We start from the raw sequence: 15990 nt of genomic DNA on the forward strand, positions 1-15990 counted from the left end.
GCGTAACAGGCCAGCCCTCGGGCTGGCCTTTTTTATGGTCCAGCCGCAGGCATGTTGATAGTGTTTTATTTTGAAATTTAGTTAAATAATAAAAAAAACAGCACAATCAACTAAAATGTGCGCTATATCTATAAAAAACTGGGATCGCCGGCACACTTTTTTTTCCCGATGCATTTTTTCTCGTTCACCCCCTCCGCCTTCGCTTCGATAGAAAAAGAAGCAAGATATCAATAAATTATTAATATATTTCTTATTCATATAAAAAATAATTTTACCTTTACCTCTTTCTGTAGGTAAATATTCAAAATATTCCCCTTTTTAGAGAAAATTTTTTATGTAACCCCCGATAGCAGAGCGATGAGTTGAAAAAATTTTCTCCCGCGACAGCGCTATGATCACATCACAATAATAACGCCTGCACCTACTGATGTTATTGCGCCATCGCTCTGCTGCGCGGCATCCGACTCTGTAAATCATAACGATGATAATTCCCTACAGGCGGCTCCGGCACGGTAGAGACAGACTCCTATTGGCCACGGATCCCGCCGTTGAATGGCAAGTGAGAGCGACGATGGAAACGACACAAATGAGCAGTGTGGCACTGACGGATCACCCCGCCGTCACCCGGGACGGTATGAGCGACAGCGAGTGGCGGGAGGCCACCCGTTTTGACAGTACCGATGTGGGATGGGTGATTATGAGCATCGGGATGGCGATCGGGGCCGGTATCGTCTTTTTGCCGGTTCAGGTTGGGCTGATGGGACTGTGGGTTTTCCTGCTGTCGTCCGTCGTGGGCTACCCGGCGATGTATTTGTTTCAGCGCCTGTTTATCAACACGTTGGCTGAGTCGCCGGAGTGTCGCGATTATCCCAGCGTGATCAGCGGTTACCTGGGGAAAAACTGGGGGATCTTGCTGGGGGCGCTCTACTTCGTGATGCTGGTGATTTGGATGTTCGTCTATTCCACCGCCATTACCAATGACAGCGCCTCTTACCTGCACACCTTCGGCGTGACGGAGGGGCTGCTCTCGGAGAACCCCTTTTACGGGCTGGCGCTGATCTGTGTCTTGGTGGCCATCTCATCGCGCGGTGAGCTGCTGTTGTTTAAGCTGTCCAGTTTTATGGTGCTGACCAAACTGCTGGTGGTGGCCGCGCTGGGGATTGCCATGGTCGGAGTGTGGCATCTGTATAACGTGGGCGCGCTGCCGCCGCTGGGGCTGCTGGTGAAAAATGCGGTGATCACGCTGCCGTTTACCCTGACGTCGATCCTGTTCATTCAGACGCTCAGCCCGATGGTTATCTCATACCGGGCGCACTGCAAATCGCGCGAGGTGGCACGCTATAAGGCGCTGCGCGCGATGAACATCGCCTTTGGCGTTCTGTTTGTGACGGTCTTCTTTTATGCGGTCTCCTTCACGCTGGCGATGGGGCATGATGAGGCGGTGAAGGCCTATCAGCAGAATATTTCCGCGCTGGCCATCGCCGCGCAGTTCATCGACGGCGGAGCCGGCAACTGGGTCACCGTGGTGAGCGTCATCCTGAATATCTTCGCGGTGATGACGGCATTCTTTGGGGTGTATCTGGGCTTTCGCGAAGCCACTCAGGGAATCGTGATGAACCTGCTGCGGCGCATGATGCCGCCGGAGCGAATCAAGGCGCGTTGGGTTCAAAACGGCATCATGGTGTTTGCCGTCCTGCTGGCCTGGGGCGCGATTATCCTTAATGCGCCGGTGCTGAGCTTTACCTCCATCTGCAGCCCGATCTTCGGCATGGTGGGATGCCTGATCCCCGCCTATCTGGTGTACCGGGTTCCGGCGCTGCATAAGTATAAGGGCGTATCCCTGCTGGTGATTATTATCACCGGGCTGCTGCTGTGTATCTCACCGCTGCTGGCCTTTTCCTGAGGGATAACGTGCAACGATAGCGGTAATAACCAAAGGTTTGAAGCATGAATACGATACAAAACGCCTGTGATACTGACGCGCTGTGGGCGGAGTTTATTCGCGCCGTGCGTCAGGAGGTCAAGCCGGCCGTCGGCTGTACCGAACCGGTCTCTCTGGCCCTGGCCGCCGCCATCGCGGCGCGTCAGCTGGCAGCGCCGGTGGATCGCATTGTCTGCCGCGTGTCGCCGAACCTGATGAAGAACGGTATGGGCGTCACGGTGCCGGGGACCGGGATGGTCGGCCTGCCGATCGCGGCGGCGCTGGGGGCGCTCGGGGGTGACGCGGACGCCGGACTGGAGGTGATTAAAAACGCCTCCGCCGCGTCGGTGGCGGCCGCCCGTGCGCTGCTGGCAGAGGGCCGGGTCAGCGTCGGTATGGAGCAGCCCTGCGAGCAGGTGCTGCTCTCCTGCGCTCGGGTTTACGCCGGTGAGGCGTGGGCGGAGGTGACCATCGCCGGCGATCATACCCGCGTGGTGCGTATCGTGCATAACGATCGCGAGATCTTTCGCGCTGCCGATGTGGCGAACGCCGCGACGGAGGCGGGATACTGTTTGGCCCAGGCCTCGCTGGCGCAGGTCTACCGTTTTGCCTGCGATGTCCCGCTGGAGCGTATCTCCTTTATTCTGGATGCGGCGGAGCTGAACGGCGCGCTGTCGCGAGAAGGGCTGCGCAGTCGCTATGGTCTGCACATCGGCGCTACGCTGGCCCAGCAGCGTGAGCGTGGCCTGCTCTCTCACGATCTGCTCAGCGAGATCATGATCCGCACCTCCGCCGCCTCCGATGCGCGTATGGGGGGGGCGGTGTTGCCGGCCATGAGTAACTCCGGCTCGGGCAATCAGGGGATCACCGCGACGATGCCGGTGGTGGTGGTCGCCGAGCATATGCAGGCTTCGCAGGAGCAGCTGGCGCGAGCGCTGATGCTGTCGCATCTGACGGCGATCTACATCCACAGTAAGCTGCCGACGCTGTCAGCCCTGTGCGCCGCCACGACGGCGGCGATGGGCGCGGCGGCCGGCATCGCTTGGCTGATCGACGGTCGCTATGAGGCGGTCGCCATGGCGATCGGCAGCATGATCGGTGACGTGAGCGGAATGATCTGCGATGGGGCTTCCAACAGCTGTGCGATGAAGGTCTCCACCAGCGCCAGCGCCGCGTTTAAGGCGGTGCTGATGGCGCTGGACGACAGCGCGGTGAGCGGTAACGAGGGGATCGTGGCGCACGACGTGGATCAGTCGATCGCCAACCTGTGCGCGCTGGCCAGCGGCGCGATGCGCCAGACGGATACCCAGATTATTGAGATCATGGCGCGCAAGGCCTCGTGAGCCACGGCGGTGACGCAAAAATTAAACGGGCGCCCTGTGCGCCCGTTTTTCCAGGCCGCCTCAGCTTGACAGGGTCAGCCCGGCCAGCTGGTTCCAGTAGCCGTTGCATTCAGCCTGACGCGCCAGCGTCAGCGGCGCTTCTCCCTGCTGGTTCGCCCGGAAGCGGCTCAGCATCTCCAGCGTCTCTTCTCCCTGCGGTGAGAGGCGTACGATATCGACCAATCCCTGCATTTCCCGCAGCTGGTTGCCCAGATTGTAGCAATAGCCGCTCAGGGTCTGGATCCCGTTGAGGACGAAAACCTGCTGCTGCTCCTGCGACAGGACCCGTCGCCCTTGGGGATAGCGGATGCAGCAGGTGTCGCACTCATCCTTGGGCAGGTTTTCAGCGCGGGCGGTAAAGCAGCGGGCGGAGTAGGCCAGCGGCAGATGGCCGTAGGCGAAGACTTCGGTCTCAAACTGCCCGAGGATCCCCAGTTCATCGCACTGTTGGCGAATGTTGCGCAGCCAGTCGCGCGACAGCTCCACCGGCATGCACCAGCGTACCATCCCTTGTCGCAGCAGCAGCCGCAGCGTGACGGCGTTATAGCAGTTGAGCGCCGGGCCGGCGACAAACGGCAGGTGCCGCTCGGCGGCCAGGTTGACCGCGGCCAGATCGTTGGCCTCGATCAGAAACTCTCCGTTCTCGATATAGCGGCGTAGCTCGCTCAGTTCCGAGGGGGCCTGCAGCAGCGCCAGGGTTGACAGGACCACCTGTTTGCCGCTGTCAGCCAGCGTCCGGGCCAGAGCCAGCCAGTCGCTGGACTTGATGACCCGCCGTTTGCTGCAGACCGTTTCGCCCAGATAGACGATGTCGGCCTCGCTGGCGGCGGCGGCCCGATAGAATGCCTCTAGGCGGGCCTGTGGCCAGCAGTACAGTACTGCGCCGAGTGCGAATTGCATGGTCGGACTCCTTACTGCCATCGGCGATGATAGGCGCCGAGGGTGGTCTGCGCGCCTTCTGAAACGGCGTCGAGCGCCTCCATCCAGGCGGCGTCGGGGGTGAAGTGTTCAGGATCACGACGGCAGCGATCGATAGCCTGTCGCCACACCCGCGTTACCTGGCTGACGTAGGCCGGGCTGCGCTGGCGCCCCTCGATTTTGACTGAGGCGATATTGGCCTCCATCAGCGCCGGCAGCAGCGCGAGCGTATTCAGGCTGGTCGGCTCCTCCAGCGTATGGTAGCGCACGCCGTCGACCAGGTAGCGCCCCTTGCACAGCGTGGGATAGCCCGCATTTTCGTCATTGGCATAGCGATCGATCAGGACGTCGTTGAGGCGGGACTCCATGCCCTGCGGGGTCTGCTGCCAGCGTACGAAGCGGGCGGGCGAACAGGCGCCGACGGTGTTGGGAGACTCTCCGGTCAGGTAGGAAGAGAGGTAGCAGCGCCCCTCGGACATGATGCACAGGCTGCCGAAGGCGAAGACCTCCAGCGGCACCGGACTGCAGCGCGCCAGCTGTTTTACCTGATGCAGCGAAAGAACGCGCGGCAGCACCACGCGCGCGACCGCAAAGTGACGCTGGTAGAAGCGGATCGCCTCTTCGTTCGTCACCGATGCCTGTACCGAAACGTGGCGCTCAATGTGAGGGTAGCGTTCGGCGGCGTACTCCAGCATGGCCAAATCGGCGAGGATCAGCGCGTCAGCGCCCAGCTGGGCGGCCATATCTACCGCCCGTTGCCAGCGGCTATAGCCGTCGGGGTGGGCAAAGGTGTTGATAGCGATATGCAGCTTACGGCCGCGTTGGTGCACATATTCCAGCGCCTCCTGCAGCTTTTTTTCATTAAAATTGAGGCCGGCGAAATGGCGGGCGTTGGTATCGTCTTTCAGTCCAATATAGACAGCGTCGGCACCATTCTCTACGGCCGCTTTGAGGGCGGGCAGGTTACCGGCGGGGCACAGCAGCTCCATATGTGAATTCCTGAGTTTGGCCACGGATAACGCCGGGCGTGGCGTGTTAGGGGATGGATATCGACACCGCGGCCCGGGCGGTGTTCTGTCCGCTAGGGTGTCATTCTAGATAAGACGTTATGTAATTGTTTTGATTTCAGGCAGTTTCCGGCGTGTTGAATCACTGTTACCAGATGGCCTGCGCAACGGCGGCGGCGGCGTATTAATCCGTGACAATGACGGGCCTTTTTGTTGATATAAGACGCAGTCTGCATGGGCGGTTGTGGCAGAATAGACGCTGTCTGATCAGAAGGAGTCACTGCGGTGTTGGAACAATTGCGAGCACGCATCGTGCGTCAGGGGCCGGCATTCTTGAGCCTGCCGTTAAAAGTTACGCCGTTTGTCCTGCAGCGGCATGTGTTGGAGCAGCTGCTGGCCTGGCAGTTTCGCCAGGCGCTGGCTGAGGGCGAGCTGGCGTTTCTCGACGGGCGCTGGCTGCAGGTTGACGTGCGCGATCTCGGTCTGCGCTGGTTTGTCACCGTGCAACAGGGGACGCTGCGCGTGGGGCGTCAGCAGCAGGCGGATGTCAGCTTCAGCGCGGACGCTAACGATCTGATCCTGATCGCCGCCCGCAAAGAGGATCCCGATACGCTTTTCTTCCAGCGTCGTCTGCGTATTGAGGGCGATACCGAGCTGGGGCTGCAGGTTAAAAATCTGATGGATGCCATCGATCCTGAGCTGATGCCGGCGCCGCTGCGCCTGGCGCTGATGCAGCTGGCTGATTTTGTCGAGGCCGGTCTGCGGGAGGGCACGCCGATCGATGCGCGTGCGGTAACGTCATGCTGATCCGGGCGGAGATCCCCGTCGATGCGCCGGGCATTGATCGGCTGCTGCGCCGCTGTTTTCCGGGCGCGGACGAGGCCGAGCTGGTTTCTTGCCTGCGCGAGGATGGGCTGCTGACCCTCGGGATCGTTGCCACGGATGATGAGGGGGGCGTGGTCGGCTATGCCGCCTTCAGCCCGGTGACGGTCGACGGTGAGGAGTGCCAGTGGGTTGGCCTGGCGCCGCTGGCGGTGGATGAAGCCTACCGCCGTCAGGGGATCGCGGAGCGGCTGGTTTATGAGGGGCTGGATACCCTGAATGAGTTCGGCTATGCCGGCGTGGCGGTGCTGGGTGACCCGCGCTACTATCAGCGCTTTGGCTTTGTTAACGCGGCGCAGAACGATCTGCACTGTCGCTGGCCGGAATGCGATACGCTCTTTCAGGTGTACGCGCTGGCGCCGCAGGCGCTGGAGCAGGCCCGTGGGCGTATCGAGTACGCCGAACCGTTTAACCGTTTTTAAGCCTGTGCGGCGGGTGACGATCCCGCCGCTTATCTTCTGAACGCTTGTCGTTCTTCCCCGCTGGGTCTATCATGCTTCCCCCCCGTTCGCCTGCCGGCGGGCGGGGGAGTAAGTCTGCCTGCTCCACGCATTTATCGCCATCGTCTGCGCCTCTCGCCGCGCCTGATCGCGTATTGGGCGTTTCACTGCCGTACTGCCGTACGCATCCGGGCCATAGCCCAGACAGCGGCGGTATCATCTGTGTTTCGCCCGCAGCTCCGCGCCGTGGACAGTGCCTCCTTTAACAACAAAAAAAACGGTGCGTGACACCGTGATGACAGGGGTACAGGATGAGTGTTAATACACCGACACTAATCACGTTTCTAATCTATATCTTCGGCATGATCTTGATTGGTCTGCTGGCCTATCGCGCCACCAATAACTTCTCTGACTATATCTTGGGAGGACGCCGTTTGGGCAGCGTGGTGACCGCGCTCTCCGCCGGTGCGTCGGACATGAGCGGCTGGCTGCTGATGGGGCTGCCGGGCGCGATCTTTGTCGCTGGTCTGTCGGAGAGCTGGATCGCCATCGGGCTGGTGCTAGGGGCCTACCTCAACTGGCGTATCGTGGCCGGGCGCCTGCGGGTGCACACCGAGCTGAACAATAATGCGCTGACGCTGCCGGACTACTTTACCCAGCGTTTTGAGGATAAGCAGCGCATTCTGCGTCTGATTTCAGCGTTGATTATTCTGGTCTTTTTCACCGTGTACTGCGCCTCCGGCGTCGTCGCCGGGGCTCGTCTGTTTGAAAGTACCTTTGGTATGAGCTACGAAAGCGCGCTGTGGGCCGGCGCGGCGGCGACGATTGCCTATACCTTTATCGGTGGTTTCCTGGCCATCAGCTGGACGGATACCGTGCAGGCGACCCTGATGATTTTTGCCCTGATCCTGACGCCGGTGATGGTGGTGGTCAGCGTCGGCGGCTTTGACGATGCCATGAACGCCATTGCGCAGCGCAGTCCGGCCTATCTGGACCTGTTCCGCGGGCTGGACTGGGTGGCGATCGTCTCCCTGATGGGATGGGGCCTGGGCTATTTTGGGCAGCCGCATATCCTGGCGCGATTTATGGCGGCGGACTCCCACCATACGATCCGTAAGGCACGCCGAATCAGCATTGTGTGGATGATCTTCTGTCTGGGGGGCGCGGTTGCGGTTGGCTTCTTCGGGATCGCGTTCTTCTCTACGCATCCCGAGCTGGCGCTGGAGGTGCACGAAAACAAAGAGCGAGTCTTTATCTCCCTCTCCAAGCTGCTGTTTAATCCATGGATTGCCGGGATCCTGCTGTCGGCTATTCTGGCGGCGGTGATGAGCACCCTGAGCTGCCAGCTGCTGGTGAGCGCCAGCGCGGTGACCGAAGATCTGTATAAGGCGTTTTTGCGCAAGCATGCCAACCAGCGGGAGCTGGTGATCGTCAGCCGTACCATGGTGATGCTGATCGCGCTGATCGCCATCGGCCTGGCGGCCAACCCGCACAACTATGTGCTCGATCTGGTGAGCTATGCCTGGGCTGGCTTTGGCGCCGCCTTTGGCCCGGTGATTATTATCTCCCTGCTGTGGCCGGGCATGACGCGTAACGGCGCGCTGGCCGGTATGCTGGTGGGGGCGGCCACCGTGGTCGTGTGGAAGCAATACGCCTGGTTCCACCTGTATGAGATCATTCCCGGCTTTATTTTGGCCTCGTTGGCTATCGTGCTGGTCAGCCTGGTGGGCAAAGGGCCGTCGCCGCAGATGCGGGAGCGTTTTGCGCAGGCGAATACGATTTACCTGACGAAGTAAGGTAGCCGCCGTCGGCTAACCACTGCAACAGACAGAGAGGCTGGTCGGCGACCAGCCTCTCTTTTTGTTTCTTGCTTAGCTGCTTAACGCGATACTCCAGCCGAGCGGCCAGCTCATGCGAGAGCGCGCACTGGTACGCCAGCGTCAGCGGTCCTTTACCGCGCAGCGCCTTGGCTCCCCGACCAGACTGATGCTGGTGGAGGCGACGTGCGACGTCGGTGGTGATACCGGTATACAGCGCACCACCGGCGGTACGCAGCATGTATAGATACCACGCATTATGCGCTACAGTATCCTGCATTGGGATCTCTCGGTGGGAAACGGTGGGATCAGTGTACGCGACGACGGCGCTGGGGACGAGTCCCGGCGCGGCGGTAGGAGAGGGAATGAGCAACGACGATACGCTGGCGGCCATCCGGCGTTTCCTGGCCCGTCAGCACGTTGTGACGCTGGCCGTCGGGCAAGGGGAGGCGCTGTGGTGCGCCGACTGTTTTTATGCGCTGGATGCGCCGACGATGACGCTGTACCTGCTGACCTCGCCGACCTCCCATCACGGACGGCTGATGTCGGTCAACCCACGGGTCGCCGGGACGGTGGCTCACCAGACGCGCAGCGTGGCGAAGATCCAGGGGATACAGTTTCACGGCCGGGTTGCGTGCCTTGAAGGAGAGGCGGCGGCGGCGGCGTATGCGCTCTACTACCGCCGTTTCCCGCTGGCGAGGGCCAGGCCATCGCCGGTCTGGGGGCTGCGCCTGATGCGGGTGAAGATGACCGACAATACCTGCGGCTTTGGCCATAAGCGTCACTGGGCCCGCCAGGGCGAGCCAGTGGGGGTATACTAAGAGAAGCTATCGCTGTGCGAGACGTCGGCGCGGAACGGGCGACCCCTTCCGGCGTTGACGGTGTATACCGTGGCGGAAGGCGCCAAAAAAATAGGGAGGAGTCACCGATGAACGTATTGCTTCTTGGGGCGACCGGTCTTATCGGGCGTGCGCTATTGACGCGGTTGACGTCGGAGCCCCGTGTTACCCAGATCTATGCGCCGACGCGTACGGCGCTGCCGGCGTCGGCCAAGCTGATTAACCCCGTCGGCGCAGATATCTGCCGGGCGATGCTGGAGTGGGATACCCCCTGTGACGTGGCCTTTTGCTGCCTGGGAACCACCCGCAAAGCGGCCGGCAGCGACAGCGACTTTCGCTATGTGGACTACTCGCTGGTGGTCGAGTGCGGTGCGGTCGCGCTGCAGCACGGCTGCCGCCACTATGTGGTGGTCAGCGCGCTGGGAGCCAACGCCCAGTCGCCGTTTTTGTACAGCCGCACCAAGGGGGAGATGGAGCAGGCGTTAGAGCTGCAGGCCTGGCGACGGCTCTCTCTGCTGCGTCCCTCACTGCTGCAGGGAGAGCGGGCTAAGCCGCGCCTGCTGGAGCAGATCTCCGAGCCGCTATTTCGTCTGCTGCCGGAGAAATGGAAGGCGATCGAGGCAGACAGCGTGGCGCGTGCCATGCTGCACTGTGCGCTGTATCCGGCGGAGTATCGTCTGCAGATCCTGGAGTCTGAGCAGGTGCAGCGTCTGGGCGAGACGGCGACGGGAGGGGCTGATACCGGCGCGGATCAGCGCAGGTAGTGGACGATTTGATTGCTGCTGCCGCGCCAGATCAGCATGGGATCTTTGAGATCCTGTACAAACTTGCCGTCCACCAAGACATTGATCAGCGCCACCACGGCCTGCTGCTCCGCCGTGAGCTCCTCTAGGCGATAGCCCGTCCACAGCCAGATGTCTTTGCCGCGGCACTCGGTGCGAACCCGCTGTACCAGGTGCAGGATCGTTGCCACGTTGTGCGGGTGCAGCGGGTCACCGCCCGAGAGGGAGAGTCCCTGATGGTTAATCCGGGTATCGTTGAGATCGGCAATGATGCGATCCTCCAGCGCCGTCGTAAAGGGTACGCCGGAGTCCAGGCGCCAGGTGGCTTTGTTATAGCAGCCGGGGCACTGGTGGACGCAGCCCGCAACGAACAGCGTGCAGCGGGTGCCCGGGCCGTTGACGACATCGACCGGATAATACTGATGGTAATTCATTATGTTTGTCCTGCGGGGCGCCCCCCGCAAAAGCAACCGGGCAGCGGGCTGCCCGGGATGGGATGACGATCGCCTAGGCGCGTTTAGCCTATCTGACCGTTGTTCAGATGCTTGATGCGGCGCTTCACTTCTTCCTGCTTACCGGCGTTGAACGGACGCGCGTCCGGGCTGCCCAGATAACCGCAGACGCGGCGGATAACCGACACCTTGGTGGAGTCATGGTTACCGCATTTCGGGCAGGTAAAGCCTTTGCTGGTACACTCAAACTCACCGGTATAGCCACACTCATAGCACTCATCGATCGGCGTGTTGGTTCCGTAGTAGGGGACTCGGCTATAGCTGTAGTCCCAGACATCCTCCAGCGCCTTCAGGTTGTGCTGCAGGTTAGGATATTCGCCGTAGCAGATGAATCCACCGTTAGCCAGCGGCGGATACGGCGCCTCAAAGTCCAGCTTGTCGTAGGGGTTGACCTGCTTTTCCACGTCCAGATGGAAGCTGTTGGTGTAATAGCCCTTGTCGGTGACCCCCTCAACGAGGCCAAACTCGGCGGTATCCAGTCGGCAGAAACGGTCGCACAGGTTTTCACTCGGCGTGCTGTACAGGCTGAAGGCATAGCCGGTCTCCTGTTTCCAGGTATCGGTAGCCTGACGCAGACGCTCGACGATGGCGATCGCCTTGGCGCGCAGCGCCGCGTCGTCAAAAACGTGCGTCTGGGTGCCAAACAGGGCGTTGATGGTCTCATGGATCCCGATATAGCCCAGCGATACGGAGGCGCGGCCATTTTTAAAGATGTCGGCGATGGCGTCATCCGCTTTCAGGCGCACGCCGCAGGCCCCTTCCATATACAGGATCGGCGCAACGCGGGCCTTCACCCCTTCCAGACGCGCGATGCGGGTCATCAGCGCCTTGCGAGCCAGCGCCAAACGGCGGTCGAGCAGTTTCCAGAAGGCCGCCTCATCACCCTGCGCCTCCAGTGCAATGCGCGGCAGGTTAAGGCTGATGACCCCCAGGTTATTACGCCCGTCGTGGATCATCTCGCCGTTCTCTTCGTAGACGCCAAGGAAGCTGCGGCAGCCCATCGGGGTCTTGAAGGAGCCGGTGACGTTGACGACCTGATCGTAGTTGAGAATGTCCGGATACATGCGTTTGCTGGCGCACTCAAGGGCCAGCTGCTTGATATCGTAGTTCGGGTCGCCGAATTTGTGATTGAGTCCGTCGCGAATAGCGAATACCAGCTTGGGGAATACCGCGGTCTTGCGGTTTTTACCCAGGCCAGCGATACGGTTCTTCAGGATCGACTGCTGGATCATCCGCGACTCCCAGCTGGTGCCCAGCCCGAAGCCAAAGGTGACAAACGGAGTCTGCCCGTTGGCGGTATGCAGGGTATTTACCTCATACTCCAGCGACTGGAACGCATCGTAGCACTCTTTCTCGGTACGCGCGTGGGCATAGCCTTCTACGTCGGGGATATTCCACTGCTCGGCGATTTGGCGATGCTTGGCGAAGCTGGCGCTGACGAAGGGAGCCAGCACCTCATCGATGCGGTTGATGGTCGTTCCGCCATAGATATGGCTGGCAACCTGCGCGATGATCTGTGCGGTAACGGCGGTGGCGGTAGAGATGGATTTCGGCCGCTCGATTTCTGCGTTACCCATCTTAAAGCCGTTGGTCAGCATGCCTTTCAGATCGATCAGCATACAGTTGAACATGGGAAAGAACGGCGAATAGTCGAGATCGTGGTAGTGGATCTCTCCGCGCTCATGGGCCTGCACCACGTCACGCGGCAGCAAATGCTGTTTGGCATAGTGTTTGGCGACGATCCCCGCCAGCAGATCGCGCTGGGTTGGGATAACCTTACTGTCTTTGTTGGCGTTCTCATTGAGCAGGGCCGCGTTGCTCTGTTCGATCAGTCCGCGAATATCCTGATTAAGACGGCCACGCTGCTCACGGGCAACGTCACGATCGTGACGGTACTCGATATAGGCGCGCGCAAGCTGCTTATAGTTGCCCGCCATCAGTTGGTTTTCTACGGCGTGCTGGATGTCGTTGATATCCACACGCTCGCGATCGGCCATCTGCATAGCGACTACGCGGGCAACGGTTGCGCAGTAATCGGCATCATCCACGTCAGCGGCCAGCGCTGCACGCAGCACCGCTTCCTTGATACGCTGTTCGTTGAAGGGTACCTGACAACCGTCCCGTTTAATCACTATAGGTTTCACCGTTTTCTCGCTCCTGTGATTGTGGTGTGCATCCATCTACCGGTTATCCACAGCACAAAGCCGCGTGAAATCAGGCTTTACGCGCGTTGTGTGGATGCTTTGTGGATAACTACTATATATAGGTGTTCGTTTACGTCAGAGACACTATATATGGGAATGGCGATTTGATAAAGTAAATTTTATTGACCTGAATCAATGATTTTTAGCATCGGTAGAATCGTTATACAGAGGGTGATCAGCACCGTTTTTTAATAATGTAATAATGATTTTTTGTATAAAAAATGCGCTAATGGTCACGTGGGGTAGGCTATGGGCGCGTATGTACCCCCGCATCAGCGCGGGAACGCGTGGTGGGTAAGGGGGCATCAGCGACGCGCAGCGGGTCCGTACGCGAAGATGCCGGCGGCGATCATGGGTAGAAGGTGCGGCGTGCCAAACGCAGGGTGCTCCACAGGCCTACGGCCCGTTTTATACCGCTTAGCAGACGGGAGGGATGACGGGCGGCGTAAACGGCGGCCAGGCCAGCGGCCAGCGACAGGGTACGCCGCAGACGCCACAGCGTGGTCAGGGTGCGGTCCACGTTGATACACAGCTGCTCGGCGCGCAGCGATTCGGTATGCAGATCCACGCGCTGCTGCGCGATTTTTTGCAGCAGCCGCGCTTTTTCAGCGGCCAAGGACTGACGTTGGCGGTTCATGGCTTCTCCCGACGCTCCAGCAGCTGACGATCGATCTCAAGCTGTTTGCGGGTGGCCAGCAAAAAGGTAGAGCGGCGCGCTTTTGTCAGCGTCCAGATCGCGCCGACGCAGGCCAGCAGCAGCAGCAGAGCGGTGGCTATCCCTAAGGCCATCAGGCGATAGGCTGGTTCGACGGCCCAAAACAGCAGTACCAGCAGGCACATCAAACCGAAGGCGGTAAACAAGAGCGTGACGCCAGCCATCAGCAGCAGCTGAATGAGGTTGGCTTTCTCCTCTTCCAGCTCGACAACCGCCAGGCGTAAACGGGTTTCCGTCATACCGACCAGCAGGGTGACGATGCGTCGGGCTGTACCCAGGATCCCGGCGGCGGAATCCTGGGTGGGGGAGGTGTCGCCTGCCATTAGCGACGGGCCAGCAGCACGCCAAGCACGACGCCGACGGCGGCGCCGATGCCAACGCCGGTCCAGGGATTATCCCGGACATAGTCATCGGCTCGCCCGGCCATTTCCCGGGTCTGGGTCGCCACGTTTTCACCGGCCTGGCTCAGGCGTTCACGGCTGTTGTGCAGCGCGTCATGGGCGCGGGCGCGCAGTTTTTCCAGTTCGGCCTTGGGCTTATCGGTGGATGAGTTGAGCACATCTTCCAGCGCGTCAGCCAGGGACTTCAGCTCGGCACGCAGATGTTCAGCGGTGGAATCGTTAGTCATTCTTACGCTCCTTCACGTTACTGATTAGGACTTTCAACATAGCGGGCTTTTACAGAGAGTGCAAAGGGTATATCTAGATAACATTCTGTAATAACTTAGCTTTGTCGTCATATATTGTAGACGGTCAGCGTCGCGCCGCAGGGATTCTGCCAGGCAGAGATCGCCCCTCCATCCTCTATCATAGTTGTTCTTGGGCACCCTATGGGCGGAAATAATCTCACTTTTAGCCCAAGCGGGAGGAGCGGTGCGGGAAAGTCTCTTCCCGCCGGGGATTAGCTGTTGCGGCCAGCGCTGTAAGAAAGGGCGGCGGCGGGGCGTTCGCTCTTATGAAACAGCGAGCGATGCAGGATTTTATCAGCGATGCTATAGCCGGGCGGCAGCTCACGCTGCAGCACCTGCAGCGCCAGCGCCTGCTGTTCGGGGTGCGCCAGACGTACCACCAGCCCCTCCCTGTCCGGGGTGATGCTGGTGATGCTGACGCCGTTCTCGTCCAGCTTTTGATAGACAAAAAAGCCGTCGGGCGTGGCCAGGCCGCTGTGGGTCGCCCGGATCTGCAGGGAGACCTCTTTATGGCCCAGCTGCGGTAAGATCACCGCCGTGAGGGCGGCGACGATGAACAGTAGTAGGCCCAACATGCGTTTCCAACCCTGCCGACGGGTAAATGGCTGTGAGTTTGCCTGGTTCACGTCATTTCCTCGGGCTTTTACCGGTGGCATGGGCGTGTTTTTTCCGCCACAGCACCAGCAGGGAACCGCACAGGCCAAAGACCAGCAGCACCAGCGGCAGCAGCATCAGCAGGTTCATCAGCTGATCCTCATAGCGTAGGAACAGCGGCGTTTTGCCCAGCACATAGCCCAGGGAGCTTAGGATCAACACCCACAGCAGGCCGCTTATCCAGTTGAAGAACTGAAAGCGCGGACCGTTCAGCCCGGAGAGGCCGGCAATCAGCGGCAGAAGGGTGCGAACGAAGGCGAGAAAGCGCCCAATCAATAGCGCGGCCAGGCCATGGCGATGGAACAGCTGGTGAGCACGCTGATGGTAGTGGGCGGGCAGATGTGAAAGCCATTTCTGGACTAAGTGGGTATTGCCCAGCCAGCGTCCCTGTAGGTAGCCCACCCAGCAGCCGAGGCTGGCGGCGGAGGTCAGCACCAGCAGCGTCAGCGGAAAATCCATGGTATCGCGGGCGATCAGCACCCCGACCAAAATAAGCAGACTGTCTCCGGGCAGGAAAGCCGCTGGCAGCAGGCCGTTTTCCAGAAAAAGGATCACGAACAGAATGCCGTAAATCGTCCAGACCAGCGAAGGGTTCGCCAGCGTCTCATAGTCCTGATGCCACAGGGCAGTGATTAATTCTCTAATAATATCCATCGCGAATTCCTAGCAGAAACCTCGGAGATCGTTTGCCGGTCTGGCGCTGTGATAGCGCCGGGCGATCCGCTAACGTATCACCTGATACAACACCGTCAGTTTAGGCGAGCGCTGGGTGATAGGTGACCTGACCGCGGTAAAGGATATTACTCTCTTTCCATCCCCCCAGCCGATTTTGGTGGGGCGGTAGCTGCAGCGTTCGCAGCAGAATGCGCGATAGGCGCGCATAGTGGCCGTCGTTGCCCGGCGCCTGGGGGCGATAGGGCTGACGGGTCTCCGGCGGCGGGACGTCCGGTGGGATAAGGCCGTTGCGCACCACCTCGCTGCCGCCGCAGATATGCAGTCGGATCAGCGCGGTGATCTTACGATTGTGCGGTATCCGGCTCAGGCAGTGGCTGCCCGCCGGATCGCGGTAGTTTTCGCTGAAGACCGCCGTATTGCAGGGAAACTGGCTCAGCGGAAGCGTGGTGACGGCCTGAGAATGCCATGCGCCTATTTTGCCGATGGCCGTGGCGGCCCAGCAACACAGTAACAGCAGCAGAGAGGCAGAGGTTACACGCTTCAATATTTTGTCG

Annotated in this window: 18 protein-coding genes; 7 read left to right on the top strand and 11 right to left on the bottom strand. The window is 60.1% G+C overall.

The window, feature by feature from the left end; all coding sequences use genetic code 11:
- Positions 1-571 precede the first annotated feature (571 nt).
- A complete protein-coding gene (locus L1P05_RS02055) occupies positions 572-1903 on the top strand; it encodes an SLC5/6 family protein (RefSeq protein WP_041692481.1) in 1332 nt (443 codons plus the stop codon).
- Positions 1904-1947: 44 nt separating this feature from the next.
- Positions 1948-3264 (top strand): L-cysteine desulfidase family protein, encoded by a 1317-nt coding sequence (locus L1P05_RS02060; RefSeq protein WP_012847287.1) that lies wholly within the window; start codon positions 1948-1950, stop codon positions 3262-3264.
- Between the two features lie 60 nt (positions 3265-3324).
- On the opposite strand, the gene L1P05_RS02065 is transcribed toward L1P05_RS02060, so the two are convergent.
- Together L1P05_RS02065 and ubiU are read right to left on the bottom strand one after the other, a co-directional pair.
- Complete coding sequence (locus L1P05_RS02065; RefSeq protein ID WP_012847288.1) at positions 3325-4203, bottom strand: U32 family peptidase; 879 nt, start codon at positions 4201-4203, stop codon at positions 3325-3327.
- Between the two features lie 11 nt (positions 4204-4214).
- On the bottom strand, positions 4215-5210 hold the full coding sequence (gene ubiU / locus L1P05_RS02070) for a ubiquinone anaerobic biosynthesis protein UbiU (RefSeq protein WP_012847289.1): 996 nt from the start codon (positions 5208-5210) through the stop codon (positions 4215-4217).
- 303 nt (positions 5211-5513) lie between these two features.
- Between ubiU and ubiT the strand changes: the two genes are divergently transcribed.
- From ubiT to putP, 3 genes are all read left to right on the top strand, one after another.
- Complete coding sequence (gene ubiT, locus L1P05_RS02075; protein ID WP_012847290.1) at positions 5514-6035, top strand: ubiquinone anaerobic biosynthesis accessory factor UbiT; 522 nt, start codon at positions 5514-5516, stop codon at positions 6033-6035.
- Positions 6029-6532: a GNAT family N-acetyltransferase gene (locus tag L1P05_RS02080; protein ID WP_012847291.1), complete on the top strand. Its 504-nt coding sequence runs from the start codon at positions 6029-6031 to the stop codon at positions 6530-6532. Before ubiT ends, L1P05_RS02080 begins: the two co-directional genes overlap by 7 nt.
- A gap of 329 nt (positions 6533-6861) precedes the next feature.
- Complete coding sequence (gene putP, locus L1P05_RS02085; RefSeq protein WP_012847292.1) at positions 6862-8346, top strand: sodium/proline symporter PutP; 1485 nt, start codon at positions 6862-6864, stop codon at positions 8344-8346.
- On the opposite strand, the gene L1P05_RS02090 is transcribed toward putP, so the two are convergent.
- Complete coding sequence (locus L1P05_RS02090) at positions 8267-8761, bottom strand: GIY-YIG nuclease family protein (protein ID WP_370686069.1); 495 nt, start codon at positions 8759-8761, stop codon at positions 8267-8269. The genes putP and L1P05_RS02090 overlap by 80 nt on opposite strands.
- Between L1P05_RS02090 and L1P05_RS02095 the strand changes: the two genes are divergently transcribed.
- The gene (locus tag L1P05_RS02095) at positions 8733-9188 is read left to right on the top strand and encodes a YhbP family protein (RefSeq protein WP_012847293.1); all 456 of its coding nucleotides are present in this window, start codon (positions 8733-8735) and stop codon (positions 9186-9188) included. The two genes, L1P05_RS02090 and L1P05_RS02095, sit on opposite strands and share 29 nt — an antisense overlap.
- 107 nt (positions 9189-9295) lie before the next feature.
- A complete protein-coding gene (locus tag L1P05_RS02100; RefSeq protein WP_012847294.1) occupies positions 9296-9970 on the top strand; it encodes an NAD(P)H-binding protein in 675 nt (224 codons plus the stop codon).
- Here the strand turns inward: L1P05_RS02100 and nrdG are convergent.
- The 8 genes from nrdG to L1P05_RS02140 all read right to left on the bottom strand — a co-directional run bounded on the left by nrdG (position 9958) and on the right by L1P05_RS02140 (position 15980).
- A complete protein-coding gene (gene nrdG / locus L1P05_RS02105) occupies positions 9958-10422 on the bottom strand; it encodes an anaerobic ribonucleoside-triphosphate reductase-activating protein (protein ID WP_012847295.1) in 465 nt (154 codons plus the stop codon). The genes L1P05_RS02100 and nrdG overlap by 13 nt on opposite strands.
- An 83-nt stretch (positions 10423-10505) precedes the next feature.
- Positions 10506-12644, bottom strand: a complete 2139-nt coding sequence (gene nrdD, locus L1P05_RS02110; RefSeq protein ID WP_012847296.1) for an anaerobic ribonucleoside-triphosphate reductase — start codon at positions 12642-12644, stop codon at positions 10506-10508.
- A gap of 409 nt (positions 12645-13053) precedes the next feature.
- Positions 13054-13341, bottom strand: coding sequence for a YqjK family protein (locus L1P05_RS02115; RefSeq protein WP_012847299.1), 288 nt, complete (start codon positions 13339-13341; stop codon positions 13054-13056).
- The gene (locus tag L1P05_RS02120) at positions 13338-13742 is read right to left on the bottom strand and encodes a phage holin family protein (RefSeq protein WP_012847300.1); all 405 of its coding nucleotides are present in this window, start codon (positions 13740-13742) and stop codon (positions 13338-13340) included. The genes L1P05_RS02115 and L1P05_RS02120 overlap by 4 nt, the downstream gene beginning before the upstream one ends.
- On the bottom strand, positions 13742-14047 hold the full coding sequence (locus tag L1P05_RS02125) for an ElaB/YgaM/YqjD family protein (RefSeq protein ID WP_012847301.1): 306 nt from the start codon (positions 14045-14047) through the stop codon (positions 13742-13744). The genes L1P05_RS02120 and L1P05_RS02125 overlap by 1 nt, the downstream gene beginning before the upstream one ends.
- A 272-nt stretch (positions 14048-14319) precedes the next feature.
- Entirely contained in the window at positions 14320-14682 is a 363-nt protein-coding gene (gene mzrA, locus L1P05_RS02130; RefSeq protein WP_015683225.1) for an EnvZ/OmpR regulon moderator MzrA, read from the bottom strand.
- A 52-nt stretch (positions 14683-14734) separates the two neighbouring features.
- Positions 14735-15415 (bottom strand): DedA family protein, encoded by a 681-nt coding sequence (locus L1P05_RS02135; protein WP_012847303.1) that lies wholly within the window; start codon positions 15413-15415, stop codon positions 14735-14737.
- A gap of 100 nt (positions 15416-15515) precedes the next feature.
- Positions 15516-15980, bottom strand: a complete 465-nt coding sequence (locus tag L1P05_RS02140; protein WP_012847304.1) for a hypothetical protein — start codon at positions 15978-15980, stop codon at positions 15516-15518.
- Positions 15981-15990 lie beyond the last annotated feature (10 nt).

This window comes from Edwardsiella piscicida, from assembly GCF_021733145.1.
GTDB lineage: Bacteria > Pseudomonadota > Gammaproteobacteria > Enterobacterales > Enterobacteriaceae > Edwardsiella > Edwardsiella piscicida.